The organism is Streptomyces sp. NPDC101234 (genome assembly GCF_044767525.1).
Classification (GTDB): Bacteria; Actinomycetota; Actinomycetes; order Streptomycetales; family Streptomycetaceae; genus Streptomyces; species Streptomyces sasae.
On record NZ_JBIWOA010000024.1, the window covers coordinates 86302 to 104845 of the forward strand.

Consider the following 18544-nt stretch of genomic DNA (forward strand, 5'->3'; position numbering starts at 1 on the left):
ACTGATCATGCCAAAAACAGGGGGGCGGATGTCGCGTCATGGTGGACAACGGTCGAGACCCGGCCGAGGGGTGGCGCTCGTCCTGAGTGCTGCCCTCACGGCGGCGCTGCTGCAGTTGGGAGCGCTCCCGGCGGCGGCTGCGGCGACGCGGACCGCGCCCGGCGCCAGCCGGGAAGAGCCGGCGGGGGGCGCGGGCACCGCCGGTGCCGCCACCGAGGAGGAGGCTCTCGCGGCGGCCCGGCGGAGCGGCAAGGACGTCGAGGTGGTCTCGCTGCGCGGCGAGAGCAGCGACACGTTCGCCACGCCGGGCGGTCATCTGGAGGCCCGGGAGTACCTGCGCCCCGTTCGCACCCGGATCGACGGCACCTGGCGGCCCGTCGACACCGCGCTGGCCAAGGCCGCCGACGGCATGGTCGCGCCCAAGGCGGCCACTGTCGAACTGGAGTTCTCCGGCGGCGGTACCGACCGCCCCCTGGTCCGGCTGGAGCGCGCGGGCCGCACCCTGGAACTCTCCTGGCCCGGTACCGTGCCCGCCCCGACCCTCGACGGCGACACCGCCGTCTACCCCGACATCCTCCCCGACGTCGACCTGCGGCTGGGCGCCCGGGCCGACGGCTTCACCCAGCTCCTCGTGGTGAAGTCCGCAGCGGCCGCCAAGAGCGACGCCCTCGGCCAGCTGCGGCTGAAGCTGGACGCCGACGGCATGGCGGTCGACGAAACCGCGACGGGCGGACTCCAGGCCGTCGACAAGGGCGCGGGCGGCGTCGTCTTCGAGGCACCCACACCGGTGATGTGGGACTCCAGCACGGGCGCGTCCAGTACGGGCGCGTCCGGCGCGGGTGCCTCGGGCACGGGTGCCTCGGGAACCCCGGCCGCCGGGCAGGCCGACCCCGCCGTGGCGCGGGTGGCCTCGTCCGCCGGTACCACCACTGTGAGTGCGGCTGCCGACACCGCCGCCGCCTCCGAGGGCGACGAACCCACCGCCGCCGAGTCCGGACGTGTCGCGCCGGTCGGCGTCGACGTCTCCGACAGCGGCGACACCCTCGTCCTCACCCCGGACAAGAAGCTCCTGACCGGCGACGACACCCGCTACCCCGTCTACATCGACCCGCAGTGGTACTCGCCCAAGGCCACCTCCTGGACCATGGTGTCCCGGTACTGGGCGAGCTCCCCGCAGTGGAAGTTCAACGGCGACTCCGACGCCGGCCTCGGCTACTGCGGCTGGGACTACTGCGCCCCGTACGACGTGAAGCGGCTCTTCTACCAGATCCCGACCACGAAGTTCGCCGGCCGCTCCATCCTGTCCGCCGAGTTCGTCGTCCACGAGACCCACGCCGCCTCCTGCCAGAAGCGCGAGGTGCAGCTCTGGCGGACCAAGCCCATCTCCTCGTCCACCACCTGGAACAGCCAGGACAACTCCGACTTCTGGATCGGCCGGCTGAAGACCCTCAGCTTCGCCTACGGCTCCGACGGCTGCGCCGCCGCCGACGCGGAGTTCGACGTGAAGGACGCCGTCGCCACCGCCGCGGCCAAGAAGTGGCCGACCATCACCTTCGGGATGAAGGCCAGCGACGAGGGCGACCGCTACACCTGGAAGCGGTTCTCCGACGACGCCTACCTGCGCGTGCAGTACAACCGCGCTCCCGACAAGATCGGCCTCTCCCAGCTCACCATGAGCCCGGGCGGCCCCTGTGTGGCCGCCGACAAGATGCTGCACATCCGCTCCGTGGGGACCATCCGCGCCAACGATGTCACCGACCCGGACGGCGACCCGGTCTCCGTCCAGTTCCAGGCGTCCTGGGACGCGGGCGACGGCGCCGGCTGGAAGGCCCGCTGGAGCTCGGCCCGCACCACCAGCAAGAAGAGCGGCTCCGACTTCTCCCTGTCGCTGCCCAGCTCCATCCCCAAGAACAAGCACGTGGAATGGCACGTCCGCTCCTACGACGGCGCCCAGTGGTCGGCCTGGAGCTACACCGGTTCCCACGGCTGCCACTTCCTGTACGACACGGGCATCCCGGCCGGGCCGTCGATCACCTCCGCGCAGTACGGCCCCTCCGACTCCGAGGACCCGAACGACCCCTGGTGGGACGGCGTCGGCCGGTACGGCACCTTCTCCATCGACACCACCTCCACCGACGTCACCAAGTACTGGTTCGGCGTCAACTCCTCGCCCACCAGCGCCAACACGCTGACCACCGCGGGCGGCGGCGCCAAGACGATCAAGTTCATGCCGACCAGGCCGGGCGTCAACTTCATCACCGCGCAGGCCTTCGACGCGGCCGGCAACGGCTCCGAGCCCACCACCTACACCTTCCGGGTGCGCTCCGGACAGCCCGACCGGCTGTCCTGGCAGCTGGACGAGAACGCCGGGGCGAGCAGTGTCTCCGGAGCGGGCGGTGACTGGCCGGCCGGCCTGCACGGGGCCACACCCGGCGCGGCCGGAGTCGCCGGCCAGAGCCTGACCTTCGACGGCGCCGACGACTACGCCGCCACCGACTCGCCCGTCCTCAACACCGGCAAGAGCTTCTCGGTGTCCCTGTGGGCCAAGCTGCCGGGCACCGATCCGGGCCGGCCGGTCGTCGCACTGTCCCAGGGCGGCCAGAACCACAGCGGCTTCGAGGTCTACTACTCGGCGGCGCTGGGCGGCTGGGTCTTCCTGCGGCACACCGACGACGCCTCCTCCGGCGGCGATGCCGCGCGCGCCGTCCAACCCGCCTGCGCCGCCGGTGACACCGCGTGCACCACCGCCCGGCTGGGGGGCTGGACGCATCTCGTCGGCGTCTTCGACAACCCCGACCACCTGGTCAAACTGTACGTGGCCGGCAAGCTCGTCGGCACCGCGCCCTTCACCAGCCCCTGGGACGCCCGGGGCGGCACCGTCCTCGGCGCGACCCGCCTCTACGGCACCCTGTCCAACTACTTCCCCGGCTCGCTCGACGAGGTCCAGCTCTTCGACTACCAGCTGACCGACGCCCAGGTGACCCAACTGGCCGGCCGGCAGCCGGTCGACACCGGCCGGCCCGCCAAGCTGGTCTGGCCGCTGGACGAGCCCGCCGAGGCCACCGCGGTGACCGGACGCGGCCAGCCCGTCGACGCCGCACTCAAGGGCGGTGCCACCGCGGGCACCACCGGGGTGAACGGACGTGCCCTGACCTTCGACGGCGTCGACGACTACGCCACCGCGGGCCGTCCCTCCCTGGACACCTACCAGAGCTTCGCGGTCTCCGCCTGGGTCCGGCTGCCCAAGGACAAGGAGGCCCGGTCCATGATCGCCGTCTCCCAGCTCGGGTCCGTACGGCGCAGCTTCGAGCTCTACCACTCCTCCGCCCTGGGCGGCTGGGTCTTCACCCGGCCCGAGTCCGACACGGCGGACGGGGCCCTGGTCCGGGCCACCCAGACCGCCTGCCCGGCGAACACCAACTGCGCGGCCGGCAGGTTCGGCGAGTGGAACCACGTGGTGGGCGTCTACGACGCCGACGCCGCCCAGCTCCAGCTCTACGTCAACGGCGTCCTGCAGGCCAGCACCCCCTACACCTACCGCTGGTCCGCCGACGGCCCGCTGACCATCGGCAGCGGCCTCACCGCCGCCGGCGCGGTCACCTCCCCGCTCAAGGGCGACGTGGACGACGTACGGCTCTACGACCGTGCCGTCTCCGGCGACGAGGTACGGCAGCTGTTCAAGCAGCGCCCGCTGATCGGCGCCCGCTGGAAGTTCGAGTCGGCCACCGGCACCCCGCCGGTCACCCCGGACGCCTCCGCGACCGGTGCCGGCATGACCCTCTACAACGGGGCCGCGACCGGATCCGGCTGGGTCGACGGCGGACTGACCCTGGACGGCGTCGACGACTACGCGGCCACCGCCACGGGCGTCCCGACCGTCGACACCGGCGCCAGCTTCACCGTCAGCGCGTTCGTGCAGGCCGCGGCCCAGCCCACCGGGAACGTCACCCTGCTCAGCGCGCCCGGCACCAGCAAGAGCGCGTTCGCCGTGCGCTACGTGCCCGGCGCGACCGACACCGATCCAGGACGCTGGCGCATCGAGACCGCCGACGCGGACACCACGACCGCTGCCACCACCCAGGTGGAGAACGGACAGTTCTTCAGCGTCCAGGACTGGACCCACCTCGCCGTCGTCTACGACGGATTCGCCCACGACCTCAAGCTGTACGTCAACGGCGAACTCCAGGACGTGGCCTGCGCGGACACCGAGGGGGACGGCGATCCGGACGTGGCCGGCTGCACGGACATCGACTCCTCCGGCGAGAACGTCGTGACCTTCAAGGCCGCACAGAACCTCCAGCTCGGCCGCGCCAAGACCGGCACCACCACCTGGGGCGAGTACTTCCCCGGGACGGTGTCGGACCTGTGGACCTTCCAGGGCGCACTGAACGACACCCAGATCAGCCACCTCGCCGTCGGCATGCCGGGCGTCGAGACCGCCGTACCCAGCGGCGACTGACCCCGTCCGGCCCGTCCGGCCCAGGCTCGTTCGACACGCGCCCACCGGGTGCCGTACCGCACCGACCGCGGACCGGCACCCGGTGGGCGCCACAGGGGACCACGAGGGATGACCATGAGACCCGAAGCACGCAGGCTCGCCCGCCTGTTCCTGTTCCGTACTCCACGACGCAGAATCGCCCTGGCCACCGCTTCGGTGCTGACCGCCACCCTGCTCCAGGGCGTCACCGCCCCGGCCGTCGCCGAGGGCTGGCACCGGCCCGCGCTGCCCGCCTCCGAACCACCGGTCGCCGGCGGCCCGGCCGCCAAGGCCAAGCCGCGCAAGCTCATGAAGACCCCGCGCACCCCGCAGCAACCGCCGGCCACCGCCTGGCCGGAACCGGGCGCGGCGACGGTCACACTCGGTGCGAAGCCGGCCCGTGCGAAGGGCCTGCCGCTCACCCTCGCCACCGGGGTCGCCAGTGCCAAGGGCGCCAGTGCCAAGGGTGCCGCCGGAAAAGGCGCCGCCACCGGCAAGGTCGCCGCCCGTGTCCTCGACCGCGCCTTCGCACGGAAGGCCGGCCTGGACGGTCCCGTCTTCACCCTGCGGGCCGGCCGCGCCGAGGACGCCGGCACGGTCCGCGCCGGGCTCGACTACTCCTCCTTCGCCGGCTCCTTCGGCGGCGGCTACGCCGACCGGCTCCGCCTCGTCGAGCTGCCCGCCTGCGTGCTGACCAGCCCGGAGAAGCCGCAGTGCCGCACCACCGAGCCGGTGGCCACGGTCAACGACCCGGAGACGAAGACCCTCACCGCGAAGGCCGTCACCCTCAGCGCCACCTCGGCCACCGTGCTCGCCGCGGTCGCCGGCTCCGGCAGCGGTCTCGGCGACTACAAGGCCACCTCCCTGTCCGCCTCCGCCACCTGGAGCACCGACCTGAGCAGCGGCTCGTTCGCCTGGTCGTACCCCCTGGCGGTGCCCCAGGTGCCCGGCGGCCTGGTCCCCAACCTCTCCCTGTCGTACTCCTCCGGAGCCGTCGACGGCCGTACCGGCAACACCAACAACCAGTCCTCCTGGGTCGGCGACGGCTTCGACCTGTCACCCGGGTACATCGAGCGCCGGTACAAGGCCTGCTCCGACGACGACGTCAAGAACGCCGACGGCAACGTGCCCGGCGATCTGTGCTGGGGCTACGACAACGCGGTGCTGCAACTCAACGGCACCGGCGGCGAGCTGGTGCCGAGCGGCACCGACACCTGGAAGCTGAAGGACGACAACGGCACCAAGGTCGAGCGGATCTACGGCTCCACCTCCGACGTGCGCTCCAACGGCGCCCGCAACGACGAGTACTGGCGGGTGACCACCCCCGACGGCACCCAGTACTACTTCGGCTACAACCGGCTGCCCGGCTGGGCGACCGGCAAGGCGACCGCCGACTCCACCTGGACCGTCCCGGTCTACGGCGACGACTCCGGCGAGCCCTGCCACGCGGCCGCCTTCGCCGACTCCTGGTGCCAGCAGGGCTGGCGCTGGAACCTGGACTACGTCGTGGACACCCACGGCAACGCCGCCGCGTACTACTACAACAAGGAGACCAACTCCTACGGCCGCAACCTCAAGCCGGCCGACGACACCCCTTATGTGCGCGGCGGCACCCTGGACCATATCGACTACGGCCTGAAGAACACCTCCGTGTACTCGGCGAAGGCCCTCGCCCGGGTCGACTTCACCAGCTCCGAGCGGTGCATCCCGGACAGCAGCACCGACTGCTCGTCGATCGGCAAGGACGCCTTCTACTGGTACGACACCCCGTGGGACCTGAACTGCGACGCGGGCACCGACTGCGACAAGGGCCGGGTCTCCCCGGCGTTCTTCACCCGCAAGCGGCTCACCGGCGTCAGCACCGAGGTCCTGGGGTCCGGCGGCGGCTACAGCGAGGTCGACGACTGGAAGCTCGCCCACCGCTGGGGCCAGGCCGACATCGACTACCAGCTGCTGCTCGACTCCGTCCAGCGCACCGGACACGACGGCACCAGCACCATCACCCTGCCGAAGGTCACCTTCGCCTACACCCAGCTCGCCAACCGGCTCGACAAGACCGGCGACGGCTGGGCGCCCTTCATCAAGGCCCGCCTGTCCACCGTCGCCGACGAGTCCGGCGGTCAGATCGACGTCGGCTACTCCGCCCCGGCCTGCGACTTCGCCGCACTGCCCACCCCGGAGACCAACACCACCCGCTGTTTCCCGCAGTACATCGGCGGTGACGCCACCACCGACCCCGAACGGCAGTGGTTCAACAAGTACGTCGTCGACACGGTCACCTCGACCGACCGCACCGGCGGAGCCCCCGACCAGGTCACCATGTACGACTACCTGGACGGCGCCGCCTGGCACTACGACGACACCGACGGGATGACCAAGGACAAGTTCAAGACCTGGTCCGACTGGCGCGGTTACGGCCATGTCCGTGTGCGCACCGGCGGCCAGGGCGGCGCCCCGGCGATGCGGACGCAGACCGACAGCCACTTCCTGCGCGGCATGGACGGCGACCGCAAGAACACCTCCGGCGGCACCAAGGACGTCAGCGTCACCCTGGACCCCGGCGAGGGCGATCCGATCACCGACCACGCCTCGACGGCCGGGTTCGGCTACAAGACCGTCACCTACTCCGCGCCCGGCGGGAAGGTCCTCGCCAAGACGGTGAACCGCCCCTGGCACAACGAGACCGCCAGGAAGGTCCGGGACTGGGGCACCGTCACCGCCGACCTCACCGGCACCGAGAACACCAGGACCTGGACCTCCCTGGACGACGGCGTCGGCGCCAAATGGCGCACCACCTCCCTCACCAACACCCTCGACCCGGCGACCGGCCTGATCACCCGGATCGACGACGCCGGTGACACGTCCACCACGGACGACGACCAGTGCACCCGCTCCACCTACGCCTTGGGCAGCATCGTCCTCAACACCCCGGTGCGCGTCGAGACCGTCGCCAAGGCTTGCGACGCCGCCACCAGCCGTCCCGCCGACGTCCTCTCCGACACCCGCACCGCCTACGACGGCGGCGCCTACGGGGCGGCGGCCACCAAGGGCGACGCCACCCGGGTCGCCAAGCTGAAGAAGTACGACGGCACCACCGCGGTGTACGTGGAGTCCGGCTCCGGCTACGACGGCTACGGCCGCCTGCTGACCACCACCGACCTGACCGCCGACGTCACCGTCACCGCCGCGGGCACACTCACCCGCACCACGCGTTCGGACGGCCGTACCACCACCACCGCCTACAACCCGACCTCGGGTTTCGCCACCTCCTCCACCCTCACCAACCCGCCGGTCACCCCCGGCGACAGCACCACCGCGACCACCACCACCCAGACCTTCGACGCGCTGCGCGGCCAGACGCTGACCCAGACCGACACCAACGGCAAGGTCACGACGTACGCGTACGACCCGCTGGGCCGCACCACCAAGGTCTGGCCGGCCGACCGCACCACGAGCCAGACCCCCAGCTACGAGTTCACGTACACCGTCACCGACGGCAAGCCGGTCGCCGTCGGCACCAAGATCATCGGTAACAACGGCGTGCAGGACACCTCGTACGTCTTCTACGACGGCTTCCTGCGCCCCCGTCAGACGCAGGCGCCCGGCCCCAAGGGCGGCACCCTCCTCAGCGACACCCTCTACGACGAACGCGGCCAGGTGGCCGAGGAGTTCGCCACCTACTACACCGACACCACCGCGCCCTCCACGACGATGTTCAAGCCCGAGAACGCGCTGAGCGTGGAGACCCGGAACCGCTACACCTACGACGGTCTGGGCCGGCAGACCGAGCTGCGGCAGATCGCCGGCAACGGCGACGGCGGCACGGTCCTCGGCATCACGAAGACCCTCTACGGCGGCGACCGCACCACCGTCATCCCGCCGGTAGGCGGCACCGCCACCACCACCCTCAACGACTCGCGCGGTCAGACCACCGAGATCCGTGAACTGCACGCCCGCGCCCCAGAGGCCGCCTTCGACACCACCGCCTACCACTACAGCCCGCGCGGCGAGCTGACCAAGGTCACCGATCCGGGCGGCAACTCCTGGACCTGGACGTACGACCTGCTCGGCCGGCTCACCGACACCACCGACCCGGACAAGGGCGCCACCCGCACCGAGTACGACGACCGCGGGCTCGTGACCACCACCAAGGACGCCCGCGGCACCGTCCTCGCCTACGTCTACGACGGCCAGGGCCGCAGGACCGAACTGCACGACACCTCCGCCACCGGCACCCTGCGCGCCAAGTGGGTCTACGACACCGTCAGCGGCGCCAAGGGGCAGCTCGCCGAGACCGTCCGCTACAGCGGCGGGCAGGCGTACAGCACCAAGGTCCTCGCGTACGACCGCCTCTACCGCCCGCAGCGCACCCAGGTGACGATCCCCTCGACCGAGGGCAGCCTGGCCGGCACGTACCTGTCGACGACCAGCTACAACCTCTCCGGCACGGTGCAGGGCGTCGGCTATCCCAAGGCCGGTGCGCTGGCGGCCGACACGTTCACCTACACCTACGAGAACGGCACCCAGCGGCCGATCGCCGTCAGCGGCCCGAAGAACCTGAAGGGCTCGACGGCCTACAGCACCACGGGCAAGCCGCTCCAGTACGTCTTCACCGCCAACGGCGGCAAGGAGACCGTCGAGAACAACACCTACCAGTGGGGCACGCGGCGGCTCGCGACCTCCGAGGTGAGCCGGCAGGACGTGACCGGTGTCGACCAGCACAACACGTACACGTACGACGAGGCCGGCAACGTCCTGTCCGTCTCGGACACCTCACGCTCCGGCACCGACAACCAGTGCTTCGACTACGACTACCTGGGCCGGCTGACCGAGGCATGGTCACAGCCGGCCACCGACTGCGCCACCGACCCGTCCTCCGGGGTCCTGGGCGGTCCGGCGCCGTACTGGACGTCGTACTCCTACGACGCCGTCGGCAACCGGCTCACCGAGACCCAGCACGCCACCACGAGCGGCGCCTCGGACACCCAGCGCGTCTACCACTACCCGAAGCCCGGCTCCCACAAGCTGGACTCGGTGGACACCACGACCGGCACGGTCAAGTCCACCGACAGCTTCACCTACGACGACATCGGCGACACCCACACCCGCCTCCTCGGCAACGGCACCTCGCAGACCCTGGACTGGGACGCGGAAGGCCATCTGGCCAAGGTGACCCAGCCGGTGGAGGGCGGCAGCGACAAGGTCACCGAGTACCTGTACGACGCCGACGGCGACAGGCTGATCGGCCGCACCCCGACCGAGACCACGCTCTACCTCGGCTCGACCGAGATCACCCTGGCCAAGGGCGCAAGCACGGCGAAGGCCACCCGGTACTTCGACCTCGGCGGCGGCCACCAGGCCGTCCAGCAGGACGACGGGACGATCTCCTTCACCCTGGCCGACCACCACGGCACCGCCCAGCTCTCCGTCAACGCCGACACCCAGGCCCTCACCCAGCGCCGCACCGAGCCCTTCGGCGGCACCCGCGGCACCGAACCGGGCAACTGGCCCGGCACCAAGGGCTTCGTCGGCGGCACCACGGACAAGGCGACCGGCCTGACCCATCTCGGCGCGCGCGAGTACGACCCCGCGACCGGCCGCTTCCTGTCGGTCGACCCGGTCTTCACGGCCACCGACCCACAGCAGATGCACGGCTACACCTACGCCGACAACAACCCGCTCACCTACTCCGACCCGGCGGGCACGGAGATCGGCTCCCGCCCCAACTCCTGCCAGTACGACGTGAAGTACTGCAGCAAGCACGAGCAGGAGGAAGTCGGCTACGACCCGAAGACGGGCACGAGCGACTACCACCGCGGCAACATCTACAAGCGCGCCCATGCCCGGCAGAAGGCCTGGACGGCCGACAACACCCCCGTCACCAACGACATCGACAAGCTCCAGAACTACTGGGCGAGCATGATGGACGGGGAGTTCACGGACGACTTCTGGGACAACCCCGTCTACGAGTCCAAGAAGGCCGGCGCCGCCTGCTACGGGCGCGAAGGCTGCCGTCAGGCCTACCTCTACGTCCTCCACAACGGCGACGACGCCGACGTGGCGACGGCGAAGGAGATCGCGGCCACCTACTGCATCTACAACGCCAAGCAGTGCGCGGACGAGGCCAGGGAGGTGGCACGGGGCAAGGTCATCGAGGGCATGGTCAACGACGCCCTGCTCGCCTACATCGGCGGCGCGGCAGGCGCGGAACGCCCGCGTCCCTGCAACAGCTTCGTCCCGGGCACCGCGGTCCTCATGGCCGACGGCACCACCAAGCCGATCGAGGACGTGAAGACCGGCGACAAGGTCCTCGCCACCGACCCGAAGACCGGCCGCACCGAGGTCAAGACGGTCACCGCGGAGATCCTGGGCCGGGGCCTCAAGCACCTGGTCCGAATCACCCTGACCGTCAAGGACAAGAAGGGCGGGAAACGAACCGTCTCGGTCACGGCGACGGACGGCCACCCGTTCTGGTCGGCGGACCTGCGCCGCTGGATCGACGCAGGCGACCTCAGGACCGCCGAACGCCTGACCACGGCCGCGGGCACCGAGATCCGCATCACCGCCGTCCGCCACTGGACCCAGCCCGCCACGGTCCGCAACATCACCGTGGCAGACCTGCACACGTACTATGTGCTCGCGGGCGCCACGCCGGTGCTGGTCCACAACGCGGGGCTGTGCCCTGAGGGGGCCGCGGCCGTCTGGGACAGGGGCAGTTTCGAGACCCTTGAGCGCAGCTTCGACTACCACTGGGAAAAGCACGCCGAGCCGCTGAACATCTCACGCGAGAAGTACTTGCGGGACTCGAAGGACTGGGCCGAGCAACTGGCCCAGCCTGGTGGCAAGAAGGGCTACAACGCGAGGGGCCAGCGTGACGAGAACGGCAACTGGGCCGTGAAGTACTCGGATCCCAACGGCGGCAAGGGCGGGATCGTCGCACCCGACGGGAAGGTCCTCTCCTTCTGGTACACGGACGCCCACTAGGCAGGGAGCAAGATGCTGAGTTTCATGGACGCCTACATGCTGTGGCGCCGCATGCCGTTCCCGCGAAGCGGTTCGACGGGGGAACTGGTCCTCGCGCACAGTGATCTGGCAGGCGCCGACGAGTACGTGACGACGGTGATCCGGTTCGTCGAGAGCGGGATCTTCAAGCCGGCGCCGGTCGATGTCCTCGCAGAGCTCCAGGAGCTCATGCAGCGGATCGACCGGCTCGGTGAGGCCGCCACGGGCGCCGATCTGGAGATCGCCCGCTCGCAACACGCGTACGCGGCCCTGCTGGACCTCGTCTACCGGCAGTACCTCGAAGCGGGCGGCTCACCCGCGTGAGCGGCCCCGTGACGAAGTGAGGAAGGCCCCGGCGATGACGCCGGGGCCTTTCCGGTGCTTCTGACTGCTCTGTTACAGGTACTTCTTCAGCTCCCGGCGCGCCAGCGACCGCTGGTGGACCTCGTCCGGGCCGTCGGCGATCATCAACGTGCGTGCCGCCGCGTACAGTTCGGCCAGCGGGAAGTCCTGGCTGACACCGCCCGCGCCGTGCAGTTGGATCGCCCGGTCGATGATGTCGACGACCGCACGCGGTGTGGCGATCTTGATGGCCTGGATCTCGGCGTGGGCGCCCCGGTTGCCGACGGTGTCCATCAGCCAGGCCGTCTTGAGGACCAGCAGCCGCAGCTGCTCGACGGTCACCCGCGCGTCGGCGATCCAGTTGTGCACCACGCCCTGCTGGGCCAGCGCCTTGCCGAAGGCCTGGCGGGAGACGGCCCTGCGGCACATCAGCTCGATCGCCCGCTCGGCCATGCCGATCAGCCGCATGCAGTGGTGGATACGGCCCGGGCCCAGGCGGGCCTGGGCGATGGCGAAGCCGCCGCCCTCCTCGCCGATCAGGTTGGCGACCGGCACGCGCGCGTGGTCGAAGATCACCTCGGCGTGGCCGCCGTGGGAGTGGTCCTCGTACCCGAAGACCCGCATCGCCCGCTTCACGGTGACGCCCGGGGTGTCACGCGGGACCAGCACCATGGACTGCTGGCGCCGGATGTCGGCGCCGTCCGGGTCGGTCTTGCCCATCACGATGAAGATCCTGCAGTCCGGGTTCATCGCCCCGGAGATGTACCACTTGCGGCCGGTGATGACGTAGTCGTCGCCGTCCCGCTCGATGTACGTGGTGATGTTGGTGGCGTCGGAGGAGGCCACCTCCGGTTCGGTCATCGCGAACGCGGAGCGGATCTCACCGGCCAGCAGCGGCTCCAGCCACTGCTTCTTCTGCGCCTCGTCGGCGAACTGGGCCAGCACCTCCATGTTGCCGGTGTCCGGGGCCGCGCAGTTCAGCGCGGTCGGCCCCAGGTGCGGGGAGCGGCCGGTGATCTCGGCGAGGGGCGCGTACTGGAGGTTGGTGAGGCCGGCGCCGTACTCGGCGTCGGGGAGGAAGAGGTTCCACAGGCCCTGCCTGCGGGCCTCGGCCTTCAGCTCCTCGACCACGGCCGGGGTGTCCCACGGCGAGGCCAGCGCGGCGCGCTGCTCCTCGGCCACCGCCTCGGCCGGGTAGACGTACTCGTCCATGAAGGCGAGCAGCTTGGCGCGCAGTTCCTCGGTGCGCGCGTCGAACGCGAAGTCCATGGCCGGTCAGCCTTCCTGAAGAGTGGTCAGTCCGTGGTCGATGAAGACGGGGACGAGTTCGCCGATGCGGTCGAAGCCCTGCCCGAGCGTCTGGCCCAGCGTGTACCGGTAGTGGATGCCCTCCAGGATCACGGCGAGCTTGAACCAGGCGAACGCCGTGTACCAGGCGATCTGCGAGACGTCCCGCCCCGAGCGGGCCGCGTACCGCTCGACCAGCTCCCGCGGGGCCGGGTGGCCGGGCGCCTCGGCGGTCGTCGACACCGGTGAGTCCGGCGCGCCCAGCGGCAGGCTGTACATCACCAGCAGGCCCAGGTCGGTCAGCGGGTCGCCGAGCGTCGACATCTCCCAGTCGAGGATCGCCTTGATGCGGTCGTCGTCGCCGATCAGGACGTTGTCGAGGCGGTAGTCGCCGTGGATGACGGTGGGCGCGGGGGAGTCGGGCAGCCGGCGGCCCAGGGTCGCGTGCAGCTCGTCGATGCCGGCCAGCTCGCGGTTGCGGGAGGCGTCCAGCTGCTTGCCCCAGCGGCGCAGCTGGCGGTCCAGGAAGCCCTCGGGCCGCCCGAAGTCGGCGAGGCCGACCTCCTCGGGGTCCACGGCGTGCAGCTCGACCAGCGTGTCCACGAGGGACAGCACCGCGTTGCGGGTGCGCTCCGGGCCGAGCGGGGCGAGCTGGTCGGCGGTGCGGTACGGGGTGCCCTCCACGAACTCCATCACGTAGAACGGCGCGCCGAGGACCTCCTCGTCCTCGCACAGCAGCACCGGGCGAGGCACCGGCACCTCGGTCGGGTACAGAGCGCTGATCACCCGGTGCTCGCGCTTCATGTCGTGCGCGGTGGCCAGGACATGGCCCAGCGGCGGCCGTCGTACGACCCACTTCGAGGTGGAGTCGGAGATCGCGTAGGTGAGGTTCGACCGTCCGCCCTCGATCAGCCTTCCGGTCAGCGGACCGGTCACCAGGCCGGGGCGCTCGTGGTCGAGCAGACCGCGCAGCCGGTCGAGATCCAGTCCGGGCGGGTGGTCGGGGCTCATGCATCGCTCCTACGAACGAATGAACAGGACCCGACTTATGATGCCGACCAGTCGGTATGTCGTCCAGCGGGTGAGCCAAACGTGACCGGGACCACCCTACGACCCGACCGACGGGCGACGGCTCCCCGCGCGCGCAGAGCGGGTAGCCGTCACGGATGCGGGGGCCGGCTCAGTGGTCGTCCCAGTGGCCGTCGTGCTCGGCATGCCGGTGGCCGTCGTGCAGATAGTCGATGTGATCGCCGTGCAGCACGCCGGTGTGTCCGCAGCCGTCGCCGTGCCGGTGGTCGTGGCCGTCGTGGGTGACATGTGTGTCGGGCTCGCACTCGTCCCAGTGGCCGCCGTGCTCGCGGTGCAGATGCCCGTTGTGCGCGTAGTCGACATGGTCGCCGTGCGGCACCTGGTCGTGCCCGCAGTCCGGTCCGTGGCTGTGGCCGTGCGCGGTGTGTTCCTGATGAAGGGTGGTCATGCTGCTCACCTTCAGGGTGTGCGGGGTTCAGGAGTGTGGCGTGATGCCGACGGACAGGCTGCCACGCAAACGGTGCATATACGGGTATCCCGGTTGCGTGGCGCCCGAGTACCCCGGAGGGTCGGCTGCATGAAGGGCTTCAGCTACAGCCGGTACGGCGGACCCGGGGTACTGGAGTACGGCGAGGTCAGGGACCCCAAGGAGTGGCCGCCGTCTTCGACACCGTCGGCGGCGACACCCTGGTCGTGTCGGTCGGCCCGCCGGAGCCGGGGTAGGCGCTCAGGAGCAGGTGCTCATACGACCAGTGCGGCGGCGCAGACCGCGATCGCGACCGTGCACAGCACCGCCGCGGTCGCCTGCCGCGGGGGCAGCGCCCGGGGGCGGTCGGTGGTGGCGAGGGCGCGGATACGGCGGTTGGCGACCAGGAGGAAGCCCAGCCAGAGCAGACCGCACGCGGCGCAGGCGGCCACTCCCACGGCCGAGGCGGAGCCGTGCAGCGCGGTCTTCGCGGCGAGTATGGCGGCGACGGTCGCCGACAGCGTCGTACGCCGCCAGGCCAGCCGGGTCCGCTCCGGCTGCAGCCCCGGGTCGCGGCGCGGCTCGGTCACCCTTCCCACCCGACGAGCACGACGATCACCATCGCGACGGCGACCACGGCGACGACCACGCTCAGCAGGGCCGGGAACCGGGACACCGGCAGATCCTCACCGCGCCGCATCGCCCGCTCGCAGCGCATCCAGTGGTTCACGGCACGCAGCGAGCACAGCACGCCGGCGGCGAGGAGCGCGAGCGCGAGGCCGACGCGCCAGCCCCAGCGGAGGTCGGGCAGGAACTGGTCCACGGCGAAGCCGCCGCCGATCAGGGCGAGGGCGGTGCGCAGCCAGGCCAGGAAGGTCCGCTCGTTGGCGAGGGAGAAGCGGTAGTCGGGCGTCGTGCCCTCCTGCCGGACTACCTCGGGGGCGAACCACAAACGGACGTTCCGCGCGAATTCGATCACGTATAGGAAGACTACCGGGGACGGCCGGTCCTTCGGCTGCGGGCCGGTGGGGGCTGGTCGCGCCCACGCGGCGGAGCCGGATATCGATACAGCCCCGCGCCCCTTGGTTTCTCGGCGCCGCCCCCGCTCACATGTGGCCGCCCCGCCACTCCCGCAGCCGCTCCCACGCCGCCAGCCCGTCCGGCACCCACTCCCACTCACCGAGCCGCCCGGCCAGCTCCTCCTCGGTCAGGAAGTCGTGCCAGGCCACCTCCTCCACCTGGGGCTGGACCGGCAGCTCGCAGCGCACCTCGTACACCGCCGACCACCAGCTCTGGCCCGCGCCGTTCTCGTACAGGAACTTGAAGAGGAACGTCGGCCGGGGGAGCCCGCTCACACCCAGTTCCTCCTCGGCCTCGCGCAGCGCCGCGTCCTCGTAGGACTCGCCGGTGCCGACCACGCCCCCGACGAACATGTCGTACAGGGAGGGGAAGACCAGCTTGGTCGCGGTGCGACGGTGGACGAAGAGGCGGCCGGCGGCGTCCCGGGCCTCGATGAAGACGCAGCGGTGGCGCAGGCCCCGGGCGTACGCCTCGCCGCGCGGGGCCTGCCCGGTGACCTGGTCGTTCTCGTCGACGATGTCGAGGATTTCGTCAGCAGCGCTCATGCCGCCATCCAAGCAGCCGGCGGCCGCGGGTGTCAGCGGGCGTCAGCGCGGCTGGAGGTCCAGCGAGGGTTCCCTCGGCGCCGTACCGCGCGGCATCGCCGGATGCAGCCCGAGCAGCACGATGCCCGCCACGATCGCCGCCAGCGCCGCCGCCTCCCAGGCCAGCGCCCCGGTGTCGGTGCGCAGCCGGTCCCCGAGGAAGCCGACGCCGCACAGGATCCCGGCGAGCGGCTGGGCCGCGGTGAGCGCGGGCAGCGACATGCGCAGCTCCGCCGTCTCGAAGGCGCTCTGCACGAGGATCAGCCCGGTGACCCCGAGGGCCAGCACGCCGTACGGCTGCCAGCCGGTCAGCACCTCCATGATGCCGCCCTCGGAGAAGCGCGTGCCGGTGACCCGGGTCAGCGCGTCCTGGACGCCGTACAGCAGGCCGGCGGCGAGGGCGAGCAGCGTCGGTCCCGCGCTGAGGCGGGAGCGTTTGGCGTAGGTGGTGAGCACCAGGGCTATGCCGACCGTCACACCGATGATCAGCCAGTGGCGCAGCGGGTCGGCGATGGCGTGGCCGCCGCGTGGCTCGCCCGCCACGATGAACGTGGTGACGCCGCCCGCGAGCAGGATGAGGCCCGCCCAGCCCTGGTGGCTGAGGGGGTGCTTGGTCTGGTGCCGGGAGAGCGCGAGGGCGAACAGGAGGTTCGTCGCGAGCAGCGGTTCGACCAGGGAGATCTCGCCCTTGCCCAGGGCGACCGCGCCGAGGATCATGCCGGCGACCATGAGGCCGATGCCGCCGAGCCAGCGCGGCACCTTCATCAGGTCGAGCAGCAGGCGGGGCGAGAGGAAATCGCTGAGCGGGGCCTTCTGTGCGACGTTCTGCTGGAGCACGAACCCGAAGCCGAGGCAACAGGCGGCACTCACGGCGAGAACCAGTACCAGAACGGACACGCTGCGTACCTCGATCATGCGGCCGGGTTACGGGGGTGCGTAGTGGCCGACTGTAGCGCTGCCGGATGGGGATTGCTCCGGGAGTACCGGAACCGGGTGACGGACTCGGACACGTCGCCGGGGCCGATCACGGACGGTGGGTCGGGGCGGCACCGGAACGTACTGCCATGGTCCGACGCACGAGCGGCCCGCGCCATGGCGCACGCCACAGCCGGAACCGGAAGCCCTACGGTCACGGTACGCCAACCGGCCCCAGGCGCGCGTCAAGTTCCGTTCTGCCGACGGTAGTTGAACGAAGGACCAGCAGTGTTCAGCTTGACGCAAAGTCTTGGCTGGGGGTTTGCTGTGCGTGATCGGCCGATGGCAGCCCGACAACCAGGAAGTTCCGCGGTGCCCCCAACCCCGCCCCTCTTAGGCCCAGGCCGGGCCGTCGCCGAAGGTTCCCGCGCGGCAGCGCACCCCGGGTGCGAACACTGTCCCGACGACGCCCTCGACGACGCCGAACTCATCTCCGCCCGTGCCGCGTTGGCCCAGGGCCGCTGGCAGTCCGCCCGCTCCCTGCTGCTCCATACGGGTGAGGACTGGGATCGGCGCGGCCACCGGGCCACCGTCCTCGCCCGCGAGCCCTACGCCATCGCCTGGGCCCGCGAGTGGCTGCTGGCCGAGCCCGGCTCGGCCGGCGCCACCACCCTGTACGCCCTGACCCTGGTCCGGCGCGCCCTGCGCGGCAAGGAGCGGCCCGAGCGGGCCGGCGAGGCCTGCGGCAGCGCCGCCGCGCTCGCCCCGGCCGACCCCACCCCATGGCTCGGCCGGCTGCTGCTGGCCCGGTACCTGGGCACCGACGACGAGACCCGCCGGGCCTTCGGCGAGGTGTGCCGCCGTCATCCCGAGCACCACCACGCACACCACCTGATGGCCGCCCGTCTCGCGGAGACCGAGGCCGAGGGGACGTACGAACTGTGCGCCTTCGCGGAACGCTCGGCCGCCGAGGCCCCGGCCGACTCACCGCTCGCCGTCCTCCCCGTCGTCGCGTACGCCGAACGCCATCGTGTGCTGGCCGTCACCGGCCGGGCCCCCGCCGACCCGGCCGCCGCCGGCCACTGGGACGAGCCGTCCGCCCGGCGCGCCCTGACCGCGGCCTTCGACTGGTGGCTGGAATGGGGTATCGAGGAGCATCCGCGCCGCCATGTCGACCTCAACCACCTCGCCCACGCCACCTCCGGCGCCGGCCGGTACGCCGAGGCCGCGGCCCTCTTCCAGCGCATCGGCCGCCATGCCACCCCGACACCCTGGTCGTATCCGGACCGCGACCCGTGCGAGGCGTTCCGGGCGGCCCGGGAACGCGCGCTGGGAGGTTCATGAGAAGAGGTTGTGGATTCC

Annotated in this window: 11 protein-coding genes; 4 read left to right on the forward strand and 7 right to left on the reverse strand. The window is 71.1% G+C overall.

What is annotated here, in order from left to right; all coding sequences use genetic code 11:
• Positions 1 to 70: 70 nt before the first annotated feature.
• The 3 genes from ACIRR9_RS35990 to ACIRR9_RS36000 all read left to right on the forward strand — a co-directional run bounded on the left by ACIRR9_RS35990 (position 71) and on the right by ACIRR9_RS36000 (position 11803).
• Positions 71 to 4459 carry a LamG-like jellyroll fold domain-containing protein gene (locus ACIRR9_RS35990; protein ID WP_403760794.1) on the forward strand — a complete coding sequence of 1463 codons (4389 nt, stop codon included), beginning with the start codon at positions 71 to 73 and terminating at the stop codon, positions 4457 to 4459.
• Between the two features lie 114 nt (positions 4460 to 4573).
• A complete protein-coding gene (locus ACIRR9_RS35995) occupies positions 4574 to 11461 on the forward strand; it encodes a polymorphic toxin-type HINT domain-containing protein (RefSeq protein ID WP_403760797.1) in 6888 nt (2295 codons plus the stop codon).
• Between the two features lie 12 nt (positions 11462 to 11473).
• Positions 11474 to 11803, forward strand: a complete 330-nt coding sequence (locus ACIRR9_RS36000) for a hypothetical protein (protein ID WP_365342209.1) — start codon at positions 11474 to 11476, stop codon at positions 11801 to 11803.
• 72 nt (positions 11804 to 11875) lie between these two features.
• Here the strand turns inward: ACIRR9_RS36000 and ACIRR9_RS36005 are convergent, their stop codons facing one another.
• The 7 genes from ACIRR9_RS36005 to ACIRR9_RS36035 all read right to left on the reverse strand — a co-directional run bounded on the left by ACIRR9_RS36005 (position 11876) and on the right by ACIRR9_RS36035 (position 17182).
• Positions 11876 to 13090: an acyl-CoA dehydrogenase family protein gene (locus tag ACIRR9_RS36005; protein ID WP_403760800.1), complete on the reverse strand. Its 1215-nt coding sequence runs from the start codon at positions 13088 to 13090 to the stop codon at positions 11876 to 11878.
• Positions 13091 to 13096: 6 nt separating this feature from the next.
• On the reverse strand, positions 13097 to 14119 hold the full coding sequence (locus ACIRR9_RS36010; RefSeq protein ID WP_403760803.1) for a phosphotransferase family protein: 1023 nt from the start codon (positions 14117 to 14119) through the stop codon (positions 13097 to 13099).
• A gap of 169 nt (positions 14120 to 14288) precedes the next feature.
• Complete coding sequence (locus ACIRR9_RS36015) at positions 14289 to 14585, reverse strand: hypothetical protein (protein WP_403760806.1); 297 nt, start codon at positions 14583 to 14585, stop codon at positions 14289 to 14291.
• Between the two features lie 293 nt (positions 14586 to 14878).
• Entirely contained in the window at positions 14879 to 15193 is a 315-nt protein-coding gene (locus ACIRR9_RS36020) for a DUF202 domain-containing protein (protein WP_260328471.1), read from the reverse strand.
• Positions 15190 to 15582 carry a DUF202 domain-containing protein gene (locus tag ACIRR9_RS36025; protein ID WP_316774507.1) on the reverse strand — a complete coding sequence of 131 codons (393 nt, stop codon included), beginning with the start codon at positions 15580 to 15582 and terminating at the stop codon, positions 15190 to 15192. The genes ACIRR9_RS36020 and ACIRR9_RS36025 overlap by 4 nt, the downstream gene beginning before the upstream one ends.
• Before the next feature lie 127 nt (positions 15583 to 15709).
• Positions 15710 to 16228 carry an NUDIX hydrolase gene (locus ACIRR9_RS36030; protein ID WP_403760810.1) on the reverse strand — a complete coding sequence of 173 codons (519 nt, stop codon included), beginning with the start codon at positions 16226 to 16228 and terminating at the stop codon, positions 15710 to 15712.
• Positions 16229 to 16270: 42 nt separating this feature from the next.
• On the reverse strand, positions 16271 to 17182 hold the full coding sequence (locus tag ACIRR9_RS36035) for a DMT family transporter (protein ID WP_260328472.1): 912 nt from the start codon (positions 17180 to 17182) through the stop codon (positions 16271 to 16273).
• Positions 17183 to 17554: 372 nt separating this feature from the next.
• On the opposite strand from ACIRR9_RS36035, the gene ACIRR9_RS36040 reads away from it, so the two are divergent.
• Positions 17555 to 18526 carry a hypothetical protein gene (locus tag ACIRR9_RS36040; RefSeq protein WP_403257021.1) on the forward strand — a complete coding sequence of 324 codons (972 nt, stop codon included), beginning with the start codon at positions 17555 to 17557 and terminating at the stop codon, positions 18524 to 18526.
• The last annotated feature ends 18 nt before the right edge of the window (positions 18527 to 18544 follow it).